The sequence below is a fragment of the Paraburkholderia dinghuensis genome, from assembly GCF_003837865.1.
In the GTDB taxonomy this organism is placed as follows: Bacteria; Pseudomonadota; Gammaproteobacteria; order Burkholderiales; family Burkholderiaceae; genus Paraburkholderia; species Paraburkholderia dinghuensis.
This window is the reverse complement of record NZ_RQIS01000010.1, coordinates 52,716-66,715: the sequence shown is the minus strand read 5'-3', so window position 1 is coordinate 66,715 and position 14,000 is coordinate 52,716. Positions and strand designations below refer to the sequence as shown.

11 protein-coding genes are annotated in these 14,000 nt (G+C 62.7%); 2 read left to right on the top strand and 9 right to left on the bottom strand.

What is annotated here, in order from left to right; genetic code table 11:
* Positions 1–487: 487 nt before the first annotated feature.
* The 3 genes from D1Y85_RS14880 to D1Y85_RS14870 all read right to left on the bottom strand — a co-directional run bounded on the left by D1Y85_RS14880 (position 488) and on the right by D1Y85_RS14870 (position 2,945).
* Entirely contained in the window at positions 488–1,219 is a 732-nt protein-coding gene (locus tag D1Y85_RS14880; protein ID WP_124151833.1) for a GntR family transcriptional regulator, read from the bottom strand.
* Positions 1,197–1,415, bottom strand: a complete 219-nt coding sequence (locus D1Y85_RS14875) for a hypothetical protein (RefSeq protein ID WP_124151832.1) — start codon at positions 1,413–1,415, stop codon at positions 1,197–1,199. The genes D1Y85_RS14880 and D1Y85_RS14875 overlap by 23 nt, the downstream gene beginning before the upstream one ends.
* A 366-nt stretch (positions 1,416–1,781) precedes the next feature.
* Positions 1,782–2,945, bottom strand: a complete 1,164-nt coding sequence (locus D1Y85_RS14870; protein ID WP_124151831.1) for a porin — start codon at positions 2,943–2,945, stop codon at positions 1,782–1,784.
* Positions 2,946–3,551: 606 nt separating this feature from the next.
* Between D1Y85_RS14870 and mprF the strand changes: the two genes are divergently transcribed.
* Entirely contained in the window at positions 3,552–6,161 is a 2,610-nt protein-coding gene (gene mprF / locus D1Y85_RS14865; RefSeq protein WP_124151830.1) for a bifunctional lysylphosphatidylglycerol flippase/synthetase MprF, read from the top strand.
* Positions 6,158–7,543, top strand: a complete 1,386-nt coding sequence (locus D1Y85_RS14860) for a virulence factor family protein (RefSeq protein ID WP_124151829.1) — start codon at positions 6,158–6,160, stop codon at positions 7,541–7,543. Before mprF ends, D1Y85_RS14860 begins: the two co-directional genes overlap by 4 nt.
* Positions 7,544–7,677: 134 nt before the next feature.
* Here D1Y85_RS14860 and glnA read toward each other — a convergent pair whose 3' ends face one another.
* The 6 genes from glnA to D1Y85_RS14830 form a co-directional block, all read right to left on the bottom strand.
* Positions 7,678–9,177 (bottom strand): type I glutamate--ammonia ligase, encoded by a 1,500-nt coding sequence (gene glnA / locus D1Y85_RS14855; protein ID WP_124151828.1) that lies wholly within the window; start codon positions 9,175–9,177, stop codon positions 7,678–7,680.
* A gap of 19 nt (positions 9,178–9,196) precedes the next feature.
* Positions 9,197–9,400, bottom strand: coding sequence for a hypothetical protein (locus tag D1Y85_RS14850; RefSeq protein ID WP_124151827.1), 204 nt, complete (start codon positions 9,398–9,400; stop codon positions 9,197–9,199).
* An 85-nt stretch (positions 9,401–9,485) separates the two neighbouring features.
* The gene (locus D1Y85_RS14845; protein ID WP_124151826.1) at positions 9,486–9,779 is read right to left on the bottom strand and encodes a GYD domain-containing protein; all 294 of its coding nucleotides are present in this window, start codon (positions 9,777–9,779) and stop codon (positions 9,486–9,488) included.
* A 500-nt stretch (positions 9,780–10,279) separates the two neighbouring features.
* Positions 10,280–11,881, bottom strand: coding sequence for an alkyl hydroperoxide reductase subunit F (gene ahpF, locus D1Y85_RS14840; protein WP_124151825.1), 1,602 nt, complete (start codon positions 11,879–11,881; stop codon positions 10,280–10,282).
* A gap of 137 nt (positions 11,882–12,018) precedes the next feature.
* On the bottom strand, positions 12,019–12,582 hold the full coding sequence (gene ahpC / locus D1Y85_RS14835; protein WP_124151824.1) for an alkyl hydroperoxide reductase subunit C: 564 nt from the start codon (positions 12,580–12,582) through the stop codon (positions 12,019–12,021).
* Positions 12,583–13,012: 430 nt separating this feature from the next.
* Positions 13,013–13,921 (bottom strand): LysR family transcriptional regulator, encoded by a 909-nt coding sequence (locus D1Y85_RS14830; protein WP_124151823.1) that lies wholly within the window; start codon positions 13,919–13,921, stop codon positions 13,013–13,015.
* Positions 13,922–14,000 lie beyond the last annotated feature (79 nt).

Here is a 14,000-nt window from a genome sequence, read left to right as displayed (position 1 = left end):
CGGTGGGGGCTGCTGTCGCGCCTGCATTCGCACGGGTGTGGCGAAGGGCTGCGTCGGTTAGCAATACGGTATGTGATATATCAGAAGGAGGCAAGAGGGGAGTTGCCCCGGCGACAATGCCCGCTCAATCACCTCAAAGTCATATCCAGTAAGGCTTTGCGGCTTTTTGACGTGAATTGCTGCGGCGCAGGAACGGGAAAACCCCGAGATTCGAGCTGTCTTTCGCGCGAACTGCGTGTGCTGGACTCAGCGCTTGGGTGGCGAAAACGACGAAAACGGTGAAATCTGTGAAATCGGCGCAATTCGTGGGGCTAAATTGCGAAAAAACGTGCAGCGTCGTGTCATCTCAAAAATGGCTGGCAGAAATTGATGCGCATAAAGTCTCGCTCCGGGGTGTCGACGAGCAAGACGCGGTAAACGTGAAACGGGAGACCCGAAGGTCTCCCGTTTCACGTTTACCTTTGCGCGAGAGCGCGCGCCGTGCCGCTCAATCGAGGAAGTCGCAATGCTTCTCGACGTAGGCCGCAAGATCGAGCGAATGCTGACGCACGAGCGTCTCCGCCAGTTCCGTGTCGCGCTTTTCAAGCGCCTCGATGATGCGCAGATGGTCGACGATCGAACGCGACGCGCGATCGCTCTGCGAGATCGTCATGCGCCGGATCGCGCGCACATGGACGAAGATGTTCTTGATCGTGTCGAGAATCAACTGCGACTTCGAAAGCTCGACGATCGCCTGATGAAACGCGATGTTGGCGTCCGAATACTCGGCGATATGCTCGGCGGGCGTGCTGTCGCGGAAATCGTCGAACATGTGGCGCAGCTTCGCGATGTCCTCGTCGGTGGCGTGAAGTGTCGCGAGGCGAGCGGCCATGCTCTCAAGCGCGGCCCACATCTGGATCATCTCCACGATCTCACGCTTGCTCTTGCGCACGATATAGATGCCGCGACGCGGCACCATGCGCAGAAAGCCCTCCTGCTCGAGCAGCGTCATCGCCTCACGCACCGGCGTGCGGCTCACGCCGAGCGTCTCGCTCAGCACGCGTTCGTCGAGACGGATCTCGTCGCGCGACTGGTAAATGTCGGCGTCCGCGATGGCGTGACGCAGCATCGCGTACGCCTGATCGCGCAGGCTCAGCGTCGCGTTGATCGGTTGCAGCGCGAGTTTGAGCGACCCGGAAGAAGAACTGGCTACGACTTCAGTTTGAAGTTCTGACGACATTCATTACCTCTTTGCGGACCTGCGGACGATACGCCGGCTGCTTCACGACCGGCGCCTCGCCCAGACCGACGAACCGGCCATGTACCGCTGCCTGTTCGATGGCCGACTTCGGCAGCCATTTGGCGAAGATAGCAGTGGCGGCGGCACCCAACCCCACGACAGCGACGCTGAAGAGTGCAAGAGAGACGAGATCCATTTCAAGCTCCATATGATTGAGTCATCGAATGACTGAATCATATGCTGCGTCGCGACAAAAAGCAATATTCTGTATGTGATATATCAGATACCGTCGTTTCGCTGCAACACTTGCTCCCATGGTCTTCGCCCGAAAGACACGCGGCAAGCCCCGTGCGGGCTGAACCTGCCCTTAAAACTGTCAATCCTGGATAGTACCCGACCCCGGCGGCAAACGGTCAGGAGTCAGGTGTCACGTACGTCCGAAACTTGCCCACATGCCGGCTTTCACGCCGGGGATCCGCGAGCTATCCGCCGCTCGCCCAAAGGACAACGCCGGGTGAACCGCTCCTGCGGGTCACCCGGCGTCGGGAAAAAACAGACCGCCTCAGAACTTGTGACGCAGCCCGAGGTTCACAATCGTCTGCGTATTCGTGCCCGCATAGCCATACGAGCCGATCGAGGCTTCCGCCGGTATCGCGCCGCCCGCGCCGTCGCCCGTCTCGCCGCTCGCGTGCTGCCAGGCCGCCGTCATGTAGATGTCGGTGCGCTTCGACAGGCTGTAATCGGCACCGATCGACACCTGGTTGTAAGACGCCGCCGTGTCGCCGGTCGCACGCGTATAGCTGTAGCCGACGCCCAGCAACATCGACGGATTCAGCTGGTAGTTCAGGAAGCCCTGCCCCGTGTTGTACTTCTGCTTGTCGCGGAACACCGAACTGCCGTCCGGCGTGTACTGCGCGTTGCTGTAACCGAGTCCCATCGTGAACGCGCCAATCACGTATTGCCCGGCCACCCGCGCGATCGCGAGCGAGCGCGCCGTCTCGTAGCCGATGTTGATGGGGCCGTTGAAGGTGCCGTCCGAGGTGCTCGTCCAGCCGGTCGTCCGGGGGCCGACGCCGGCCTGGGTGTTCGCCGAATAGAAATACCCGCCCGCGAGGCTGAACGGTCCGGTGTTGTACGCGATGGCCGCGGACCAGGACTGTTCGGCGCCCGTCGAGCCGGCCACGCCGCCAAAAGCGTACAGGGCCACGACCTGAAGGCCGTTCCACACCGGCGACGTGTACTTGACCGCATTGTTCACGCGGAAGCTGTTGTCGTAGTTGTCGACGTCGCCCGCGGTCGCGAACGCGGAACCGAAGTAGTTATCCGCGGTAATGCCCTGAACCAGGTCGATCAGCGGATCGTACTGGCGGCCGAGCGTGACCGCGCCGTACTGATCGGACGTCAGTCCGACGAAGGCCTGGCGGCCGAACATCCGGCCACCCTGGCCGAGCCCGCCTGTTGACGGGTTGAAGCCGTTTTCCAACTGGAAGATTGCCTTGAGACCGCCGCCGAGATCCTCAGCGCCCTTCAGGCCCCAGCGCGAGCCCGAGAGATTGCCATTGGACGTATTGCCGAGCGACCACAGGCTGTTACTTCCGGCGGCATGGTTGACATAGGTGATGGAAGTGTCAATGGCGCCGTACAGCGTCACGCTTGACTGCGCGTGGGCTACACCTGCGGCGCCGAGCGCCGCCAATGAAAGAGAAGTCAAGGCGAATCGGTTCACATCATTCTCCTGGCTTGATAAAACGTCACTTGACCAAATGAGACTAATCCTCCGGAGCGGCGAAGTAAAAAAGATTAAAAATCTTGTCTCAATTTGTTAACAGCCGCTCCAGTTTTTATTCTTCTGCTTATTAATTCATTGCAGCCGGAAAATAGATAATCCGACCCCTTGATACGCAAAAGGCGCTTTATTTCCAGCTCCGTCGGCACTCCCCTGGACATCCGCCGCGAACCTTCCGCTGACAGATTCGGATCAAATTTGAATGATCAGGAGAATACCGGCGACACAAAGCCACATCCCGAAATTAGTGCGCTTTATCTTAAAACATGCGTTTATAATCGCCCCCGTTCGAATTACATCCAGCTTATCGGAAGCCAGATTTCCCCGGCGCCGATTCGCCCTATTTTTCCCCGCGTGGTCAACCACATCGATGTCTGGAACGTTTGCTGAGTTTTACCAGTCCTTTACCAAACGTTTACGTTCCGCTGCACGGCGTGTCGCAAAACCATCCGACCGCCACGAAACGCCATAAATAAAGGGAGATGCCGTTCCCCGGGGAAGCCCGGTGCGCAAAACGACGGCATCGGAGAATCGTCAGACCTATCCATGTCCCTCTCGCAATCCTCTCGCACGATGCGCGCCATCGCCGCACTGCGGCGTCGCGCGACCGCCCTTCGCCTGCAGCGCTTCGTCGCGCCGGCCCTGGTGCTCGGCATCTGCGCGCTGCTGCTCGTGGTGTTCCAGCACCTCTCGCAGTCTGTCGATTACCGGTCGGTGATCCGCCACCTGTGGCATCTGGCCCCGGAAGAGTGGCTGGGCGCCGTGGCCGCCACGGCCCTGAGCTTCGCCGCGCTCGTCGGGCGTGATGCCGTCGGATTGCGCTATCTCGGCGCGCGCGTCTCGCGCGGCGCGCTCTGGGTCGGTGCAATCGCCGGATCGGCGCTCGGCAACGTCACCGGATTTGGCGCACTGACCGGCGGTGCCGTGCGTTGCCGCGTCTATGGCAGCGCCGGTGTCACCCCCGCGCAGGTCGGCCGCATGACCGTGTTCACGAGCGTCACGCTCGCGCTCGCCCTCGCGCTGATGGCGGCGCTCGGCATGGTCTGCGCCGCGGACACGCTCGCTGGCGTGCTGCACATCGCGCCCGAAGCGCTGCGCTGGATCGGCGGCGCGCTCCTCGCATGCGGCGCCGTGATGATCGCAGCGTGCCCCGCGAAGTCGCGGGAGATCGTGCCGTTCGGCCGCGCCTGGTTGCGCTTTGCCGTACCTGCACGGCGCGACCTCGTCGCGCAATTGCTGCTCGCCGCGCTCGACGTCGTGGGCGCCGGGCTCGCGCTCTGGGCACTGATGCCGCGTGCGCACGTCGGCTTCCCCGATTTCCTGACCGTCTATTCCGCCGCGATGCTGCTCGGCCTGATCGGGCACACGCCCGGCGGCATTGGCGTATTCGAAGCGGCAATGGTCTTCGCGCTCGGCTCGGACGTGCCGGCCTCGAAGATCCTCGGCGCGCTGCTCGCCTATCGTGCGATTTACTTCGGCGCACCGCTCGCGCTCTCGGCTGCCCTGCTCGCCGTCTTCGAAGGCCGCGCGCTCGCCACGCCGCTCGGCGCGAGCCTGGCCCGCCGCGGCGCCGACGGCGTCTCCCAGCTCGCCCCACTCTTTCTGGCGATCGTGACATTCGTGACCGGCGGCATGCTGGTGATCTCGGGCGCGACGCCCGCGTTCTCACACCGCATCGCCGTGCTGCAAACCATCGTGCCGCTCTGGGTGCTCGAAAGCTCGCAGCTGCTCGGTAGCCTGCTCGGCGTGGGGCTGCTGTTCGTCGCGCGCGGGCTGCTGCGGCGACTCGACGCCGCGTGGTGGCTCGCACTAATGATCGCCTCCGCCAGCCTCGTCCTCTCATTCGCGAAGGGGCTGGCGTTCGTCGAAGCAGGCGTGCTGTGCGCGTTGATCGCGCTGCTTTTCGCCACGCGGCACCGCTTCAACCGCCATTCTTCGTTGTTCGCCGAGCGCTTCACGCCGGGCTGGCTCGCGTCGGTCGGCTGCGTGATCGCGCTCGCCGTTTGGGTGCTGCTGTTCGCGTTCCGCGACGTACAGTACTCGCACAATCTATGGTGGCAGTTCGCATTCGACGAACGCGCCCCGCGCGCACTGCGTGCGACGCTCGGCGCCGGCATGCTCGCTGCCGCACTCGCACTGTGGCAACTGATGCGTCCGGCGAAGGGCCGCTTCGTGATGCCGCCAATCGAGGATCTCGTGGAAGCGGCACGCATCGTGCGCGCGCAGGAGCGCAGCGACGCAGGCCTCGCGCTGATGGGCGACAAGAGCTTCCTGTTCTCGGAGAAGCGCAACGCCTTCCTGATGTTTGCGAAACGCGGCCGTACATGGGCCGCGCTGCACGATCCCGTCGGCCCGCGAGAAGAATGGCCCGCGCTCGTCCGCCAGTTCGTCACGCTCGCGCATGCGCACGGCGGCCGGGCTGCGTTCTACCAGGTCCGCGCCGACGCGCTGCCGCTCTATCTCGACGCCGGCCTCACGCTGATGAAACTCGGCGAAGAAGCTCGCGTGATGCTCAAGGACTTCGATCTCAAGGGCCCGCAGCGTGCGCATCTGCGTTATGCGCTCAAGCGCGGCGAACGCGACGGCTTGACGATCGAACACATCGACAGCACGCAGATCAGCGCGCATCTGCCAGTGCTGCGCGCGATCTCCGACGCCTGGCTCGACAGCCGCGACGCGCGCGAGAAGAGCTTCTCGGTGGCCGCCTTCGACGATGACTATCTCGCGGCGCAGTCGGTGCTGCTCGTGCGCCAGAACGACGAGCCGATCGCGTTCGTCACGTTCATGACGACCGACCTCAACACCGAGGCGACAGTCGGCGTGATGCGCCATCTGCCGGAAGCGTCGCCGTATGCGATGGAGTATCTGTTCACGCAGCTCGCGCTCCGTTTGAAGGACGCGGGCTACGAGGCGCTGTCGCTCGGCATGGCGCCGCTCTCGGGCATGGGGCCGACGCCGCTTGCCTCGCCTTGGCACCGCCTCGCCGGACTGATCTGGCGTTTCGGCGGCAAGTTCTACAACTTCCGGGGGCTGCGCGGCTTCAAGAACAAGTTCGCACCCCGCTGGGAACCACGCTATCTGGCCGCTTCCGGCTCGATTAGCGTGTTCATCACACTCGCCGATCTTTCCTTGCTGGCTGGAGGCCGGCGTTCATGACGATTCGATTTTCCACGCTGCCGCGCGTCATCGCGGCCGGCGCCGCATTGCTCGCGTCCTTCGCGTGTGTTCCGGCTGACGCAACGATCAACACGGCCGGGTCGACCGTGACCCACGTGAGCGGCGGCCGTTACGGCGACGTCGCGCTCACGAAGCCCACAGGCTCGATGCGCGGTTTCGCCGTGCTGTTCTCGGCGGGCGAGCACTGGACCAACGAGGACCAGACGCGCGCAAACGCCCTCGCCAGACACGGTGCGATGGTGGTGGGCGTGGACACGTCGCAATACGCGGCGAACCTCGCCGCCGTGAAAACAGAGACCTGCCACAAGCTCTATAGCGACGCCGAAGCGATTGGCCATCAACTGGAGCGCCAACAGGAATCGAGCCAGTATTTCGCGCCGATCGCAATCGGCAGCGGCCAGGGCGCGTTGATCGCCGCGCGCATGCTTTCGCAGGCGCCGGCGAACACGCTCGCGGGCGCGGTGTCGCTCGATCCCGCAGCGCAGCTCGACGCGCGCTTCGCACCCTGCGCCGCCGATCCGAAACTGAGCCGCGGCACGGGCCTGCCGGGCTTCTTCGAGCAGGGCGTGACGCGCGGCGCGACAGGCGCACCGGCAGCCGCGGGCGCTTCTTCGATTCCGCACGCTTTTGCGTCAAACGTCGCGGACGCCGACAAGCTCGTCGCGCTGACCACGCCGCATCTGCGCGTCGTGGCGGAAAACGAAGAGGACATCTCCGACCTGCCGCTCGTCGAACTGCCTGCGGCGCATCCGACCGACATGCTTGCGATCGTGATCTCCGGCGACGGCGGCTGGCGCGACCTCGACAAGACGGTCGCCGAGGCGCTGCAGAAGGATGGCATCGCCGTGGTGGGCTGGGATTCCCTGCGCTACTTCTGGAGCGAGAAGCCGCCTACGCAGACGAGCCACGATCTCGCGCGCGTGATCAAGACGTACGGCGCACGCTGGCACGCGAAGCACGTCGCGCTGATCGGTTATTCGTTCGGCGCCGACGTGATGCCGTTCGCGTACAACCGCCTGCCGGACGCGTTGCGCACGAAAGTGTCGTATATGTCGCTGCTCGGTTTCGCCCCGGACGCCGATTTCCAGATTCGCGTGACAGGATGGCTCGGGATGCCCGCGAGCGACAAGGCCCTGCCCGTGAAGCCGGAACTCGCGAAGGTGCCCCCGTCGATCGTGCAGTGCGTCTACGGCGTGGATGAAAAGGACACGCTCTGTCCGACACTCGTGAACACCGGGATCGATGTGGTCAAGACGACCGGCAATCACCACTTCGACGGCGATTACAGCGCGCTTGCCGCGAAAATCATCGCTGGGTGGAAGAAGGAAATCGCAGCGCGCAGCCAGGAGGCGGGACTTTAGGGCACGGCATGTGCCGCGCCACGCGAGGAAATCCGCACCGGTCGATCCTGTTCACCCGGCGCGGGGAGCGTCTGCGGCTGGGTTGAGGCTTTGAAGCCGGCATTGAAGCTGACTTCGAAGCCACCAGCGAAGCATCAGATATCGAAGTACAGATAGAACTCCCACGGATGCGGCCGCAGCCTGATGGGATCGAGTTCGCGCGTGCGCTTGTATTCGAGCCACGTGTCGATCACGTCTTCGGTAAACACATCGCCTTTGCGCAGGAATTCGTTGTCGGCTTCGAGCGCATTCAACGATTCCTCGAGCGAACCCGGTACCTGGCGAACGTTCTTCGCCAGCTCGGGCGGCAGGTCGTAGATGTTGACGTCGAGCGGATCGCCCGGGTCCATCTTGTTTTCGATGCCGTCGAGGCCGGCCATCAGCATCGCCGAAAACGCGAGGTACGCATTGGCCGACGGGTCCGGACAACGGAACTCGACGCGCCGCGCGTTCGGTGAATCGGAGTACATCGGAATGCGCGCCGCAGCCGAGCGGTTGCGTTGCGACATCGCAAGATTCACCGGCGCTTCGTAGCCCGGCACCAGGCGCTTGTATGAATTCGTGGTCGGTGCGCAGAACGCCATCAGCGCCGGCGCGTGCTTGAGCAGGCCGCCTATGTACCAGCGGCAAAGGTTCGACGTGAGCGCCCAGCCGTGCGCGTCGTAGAACAGGTTCTCGCTGTCTTTCCACAGGCTTTGGTGGCAGTGCATGCCGCTCGCGTTGTCGGTGAAAAGCGGCTTCGGCATGAAGGTCGCCACCTTGCCATGCTGGCGCGCCACGTTCTTGCAGATGTATTTGTAGATCATCACGTTGTCGGCCATCCGCTTGAGCGTCGTAAAGCGCATGTCGATTTCGTTCTGACCCGCGGTCGCCACCTCGTGGTGATGCACCTCCACCTGTACCCCAGCCTGCTGCAGCATCAGCACGATCTCCGAGCGGATGTCCTGTAGCGTGTCGTGCGGCGGCACCGGAAAATAGCCTTCCTTGTAACGCGGCTTGTAGCCGAGGTTGCCGCCGCCGTACGCGCCTTCGTCAGCGCCGGAATTCCAGTCCCCTTCGGCAGATTCGACGTAATAGTAGCCGCTGTGCGCATCCTGCCCGAAGCGGATCGAATCGAAAATAAAGAATTCAAGCTCGGGCCCGAAGTAGCACGTCGTTGCGATGCCGGTCTGGCGCAGATACTCTTCGGCCTTCTTCGCAACGAATCGCGGATCGCGCGAATACGGTTGATGCAGCACCGGATCGACCACATCGCAGATCAATGAGAGCGTGGGTATTTCGTTTGCGGGGTCGATGAACGCGGTGGTCGGGTCCGGCTTGAGCAACATGTCGGATTCCTGAATTTCCTGAAAGCCGCGAATCGAAGAACCGTCGAAGCCGATTCCATCTTCAAACAAGCCTTCGTGCACCTCGGGAAGGGTGATGGAAAAGTGCTGCCATAGGCCTGGCAGATCGGTGAACTTGAGATCGACGATCTGGATCTCGTGCTCGCGTAGCAGCTCGATGATGTGCTGCGGCGTTTCGGGACGCGCGACACGATAGCTGCCGGCGTCGACGGATACCTGGAATGCCGATGCACCTTTTGGACTGGACATGGGGATTCTCCCGTCTTAACTACTGATCGTGTGCTAGCGCCTGTAGACGGGCATCGCCCGCGTCTTTCGCTGCACGTTGCGTGGAGTACGTCTCATCGGATACCAGCGAGCGCCGCACTTCGCGCGCGGTGAAGTCGACAAGCGTAATCACCCAGACCCAGCCGCCGATCCGCTCGGCCGTTTGCACGAATGCGTGCACGTCGCCTTTATCGTTAGCGTTCATCTGACCTCCGCAAGAAAGATCATTCGAAGCATCGCCCGTACCCGCCGACGAGGTAACAGGGATCATGCCGTTGACGGGCCGCCGGTCAGGGCAGCTTGCTGATGAGCGCGCTGAATTCGGTCTTGTTGAAAGCGCGCATGGTTTGCGTGCGGACATTGCCTGCGGAGCCGAGCGCGAGTCCGAAGGCAGTCAGGGACTCGTCGTCCTTCGCTTCAAGAATGATCGTGAGATCGTACTGGCCCAGCGTCCAGTAGATGTCTTTCACTTCGCAACCGAATGCCTTGCCCATTTCTGCCGTCTGTGCCGCCCGTTGCGGGCTGTTCTTGACGGTGCGGATACCTTGATCCGTGAATTGTGCGAGCACTACATACGTTCCCATGACGATCCTCCTTTTCAAGTCGATTTGTCGGGATACGCGCAAGGTGCGGCGCCATCGCGGGTCGGACCCGCGCGCCATTTCATTCTAGGCAATGCGAACAGACATACCACTCGCTCACTATGGATTCGCGAGCAATAAATGTGCAATCCGGGCATCGCGGACAAACGCCGTCCGCCAGATCCGGGTAGCTTCACGACGCACCTTGTCCTCGTGCACCACAGGCGTGCGAAACGGTGCACTGCGCGTGCACCGCGCGCGAGCACAGTGCACGGCTCGAACGCGCCGTGGGACGACAAGTTTGTGAACCTGTATTCGCGACGTTAAGCGCACGATCGCCACCATCGACGCAGATGCGAAGATCGGCAGCACGTAGGTCGTAGCGGCAGACGAATCATTACTGGCGCGGCGTCTGCACATCCTCGCCCACGCATTCCATAGACGAAAAAAAACGCCGGCTTCCGCCGGCGTTTTCTTCTCTATTACCGCAGCTATTCGCGCACTTACGCCAGCGCAGTGGCCGCCTTTGCATCTTCATCCTGCTCCGCCGACGAGCGGATCAGGTATTCGAACGCACCGAGCGAGGCCTTCGCGCCTTCACCCACGGCGATCACGATCTGCTTGAACGGCACGGTCGTCACATCGCCCGCCGCGAACACGCCAGGCACCGACGTCTGGCCCTTCGCATCGATTTCGATCTCGCCGTGCTTCGACAGCGCCACCGAGCCCTTGAGCCATTCCGTGTTCGGCACGAGGCCGATCTGCACGAACACGCCTTCCAGCTCGACGTGATGCTTGTCGCCCGACGCGCGATCGAGATACGCGAGACCGTTGACTTTCTGGCCGTCGCCGGAAATTTCGGTGGTCTGAGCATTCACGTGAACGGTAACGTTCGGCAGGCTGCGCAGCTTGCGTTGCAGGACTTCGTCCGCACGCAGTTGCGCGCCGAATTCGAGCAGCGTCACGTGGCTCACGATGCCCGCGAGGTCGATCGCGGCCTCGACGCCCGAGTTGCCGCCACCGATCACCGCGACGCGCTTGCCCTTGAAAAGTGGGCCGTCACAGTGCGGGCAATACGCCACGCCCTTGTTGCGGTATTCCTGCTCGCCCGGCACATCGACGTTGCGCCAGCGCGCGCCGGTCGCCAGCACGACGCTCTTCGCGCGCAGCGTCGCGCCGCTCGCCGTGCGAATCTCGATCGCCTTGTCACCCGGCACGAGCGCTTCGGCGCGCTGCAGGTTCATGATGTCGACGTCGTAGGCGCGCACGTGCTGCTCGAGTGCCGCTGCGAACTTCGGCCCTTCCGTTTCCTGCACCGACACGAAGTTCTCGATTGCCATCGTGTCGAGCACCTGGCCGCCGAAGCGTTCGGCGAGCACGCCGGTGCGGATGCCCTTGCGCGCCGCGTAGATCGCAGCCGCGGCGCCTGCGGGCCCGCCGCCGACGATGAGCATGTCAAAAATCTCTTTCTGGTTCAGCTTCCCGGCGGCACGCGCCGAGGCGCCGGTGTCGAGCTTCGCGAGAATCTCTTCGACACCCATGCGGCCCTGGCCGAACACTTCGCCGTTCAGGTAGATGGTCGGCACGGCCATGATCTGGCGCTTCTCGACTTCGCCCTGGAACAGCGCGCCGTCGATCGTGACAATCTTCACGTCCGGATTCAGCGCAGCCATCGCGTTGATCGACTGCACGACTTCCGGGCAGTTCTGGCACGACAGCGACATATACACTTCGAACGAGAACACGCCATCGAGGCCGCGCACCTGTTCGATCACTTCGTTTTCGAGCTTGACGGGATGGCCGCCGACCTGCAGCAGTGCAAGGACGAGCGACGTGAATTCATGGCCCATCGGGATGCCCGCGAACGTCACCTTGACGTCCGAGTTCGCGCGCTTCAGTTCGAACGAAGGCACACGCGCGTCGCCGGTTGCGGCGCCACGTCGTTCTTCGTAGCTGATACGGTCGCTAAGCGGAGCGATGTCCTGCAGAAGCGCGCGCAGTTCCTGCGACTTCTCGCCATCGTCCAGATACGCAACGATCTCGATCGACTGCGTGATCTTTTCCAGATAGTTCTTGAGTTGAGTCTTGAGATTGTCGTCGAGCATGGCGTTTTTCCGGCTAGAGATGAAGCAGGGGGATGCTTGATTTGGCGACCGGGCCGCAAGCCGCGAGGGCGCGGCCCGGTGATGAGACAACTGACGCGGCCGCGATGGCCGCTTCAGCTTTACTGCTGGTGCAACGCTTAGATCTTGCCGACGAGGTCGAGCGACGGCTTCAGCGTTTCTGCGCCCGGCGTCCACTTGGCGGGGCAGACTTCGCCCGGGTGCGACGCCACGTATTGCGCAGCTTGCACCTTGCGGAGCAGTTCCTTCGCGTCACGGCCGATGCCGTTGTCGTGGATTTCGCACAGCTTGATCTCGCCTTGCGGGTTGATCACGAACGTGCCGCGCAGTGCGAGGCCTTCTTCTTCGATCATCACGTCGAAGTTGCGCGTGATCGCGCCGGTCGGGTCGCCGACGAGCGGGTACTTGATCTTGGCGATCGTGTCCGACGTGTCGTGCCACGCCTTGTGCGTGAAGTGCGTGTCAGTCGAGATGCCGTAGATTTCGACGCCGAGCTTCTGGAATTCAGCGTACTGGTCGGCGAGGTCGCCCAGTTCGGTCGGGCACACGAACGTGAAGTCGGCCGGGTAGAACACGACGACGGACCACTTGCCCTTGAAATTTTCTTCCGAAACCGGAACGAACTTGCCGTTGTGGAAAGCGGTGGCCTTGAACGGCTTGACTTGCGTGTTGATGAGAGACATGCAGTGTTTCCTTGCTCTGGTGTGGAAAAGGTATGGACGAAATTTACGGGAATCGCGTCCGGTTGAAAAATTGTTTGCTTTGATCGCCGGTATTGTCTGTCGCTATCGGACCCCACAGAGACCCCCGGAGACCCGCGAAGCCCGGTGGGCACACGCGAAAGTGGGACCGCGCAACCATCGCGGGCGTCGAGCATACAACGAAACTGCGACATTACGCCTCATTTACCCATCTCTAAATAAGGCGTTGCGATGCAAACCGTGCACGTGACGAGTGCATGCCGCGTTTGCGCGGCACCGCTGTGTCGGGCAAACATTGAATGTGATGCGAGATCTTGCGAGCAGTTCCGCTTGCCTGTGTCAGGCAACCACAGAAGGCAACTGCGAAATCAACACATGCGGACGACACGACAGCGTCGCAAGGGCCGCCGCGTCAAAGTGCGCCGCCGCGCACGGTCGCCGCACGCTCGGTGAGGCGCTCACGCAGAAATTGCGTGAAAGCGCGAATCGTCACGGAAGCCTCGCGATGTCGCGGATATACGGCATGCAGCGCGCCGGGTGGCGGCATGTACGGCGTGAGCACTTCGACCAGCAGCCCCGCATCGACCGATCCTGCGACGATGAAGTCCGGCAGATACGCAATGCCGAGTCCTGCGATGGCCGCGTCGCGCAGCACTTCACCATTGTTTGAACGCAGCGGGCCCTGCACGTCGAACGACTTTCTCACGCCATCGACGATGAATTCCCATGAAGCACGTCCTTGCTGCCCGTAGGGCAAACACGCGTGCTGCGCGAGATCGGCGGGCGTGGCGGGCCCCTGACGCCGACGCCGGTAGCCGGGGCTGCAGCACGCGATCATGCGCACGTCGATGAGCTTCTGCGCGATGAGCGTCGAATCCTGCAGGCGCCCGATGCGCAGCGCCATGTCGAAGCCCTCGCCGATCACGTCGACGGCGCGGTCGCTCAGATCCATCTCGAAGCGGACATCCGGATGCGCGCGCAGAAACTCGGCGACGAGCACCGACAAATGCGACATGCCGAACGACATCGGCGCGCTCACTTTGAGGAGCCCGCGGGGCTCGGTGCGGCGGGCGGACATGGCCCGCTCGGCGTCGCCCACGTCCGCGAGAATGCGCTTCGCGCGTTCGACGAATTCCTGCCCGAGATCCGTGACGGTCAGATTGCGCGTGTTGCGCACGAGCAGCCGCACGCCGAGGCTCGCCTCCAGCGCCGCCACGCGCCGGCTCACGAACTGCTTCGAGAGCCGCAGCCGGTTGGCCGCCGCCGTGAAATTGCCCGCCTCCACGGTTGCCACGAAGATCCGCATGTCGTCCAGTTGCATGGCAATTGTCCACTTTAATGTGACAGTGAGTCAGATTTTACATCGATTACAGTCATCCAGATTGACCTAAACTGCCCTT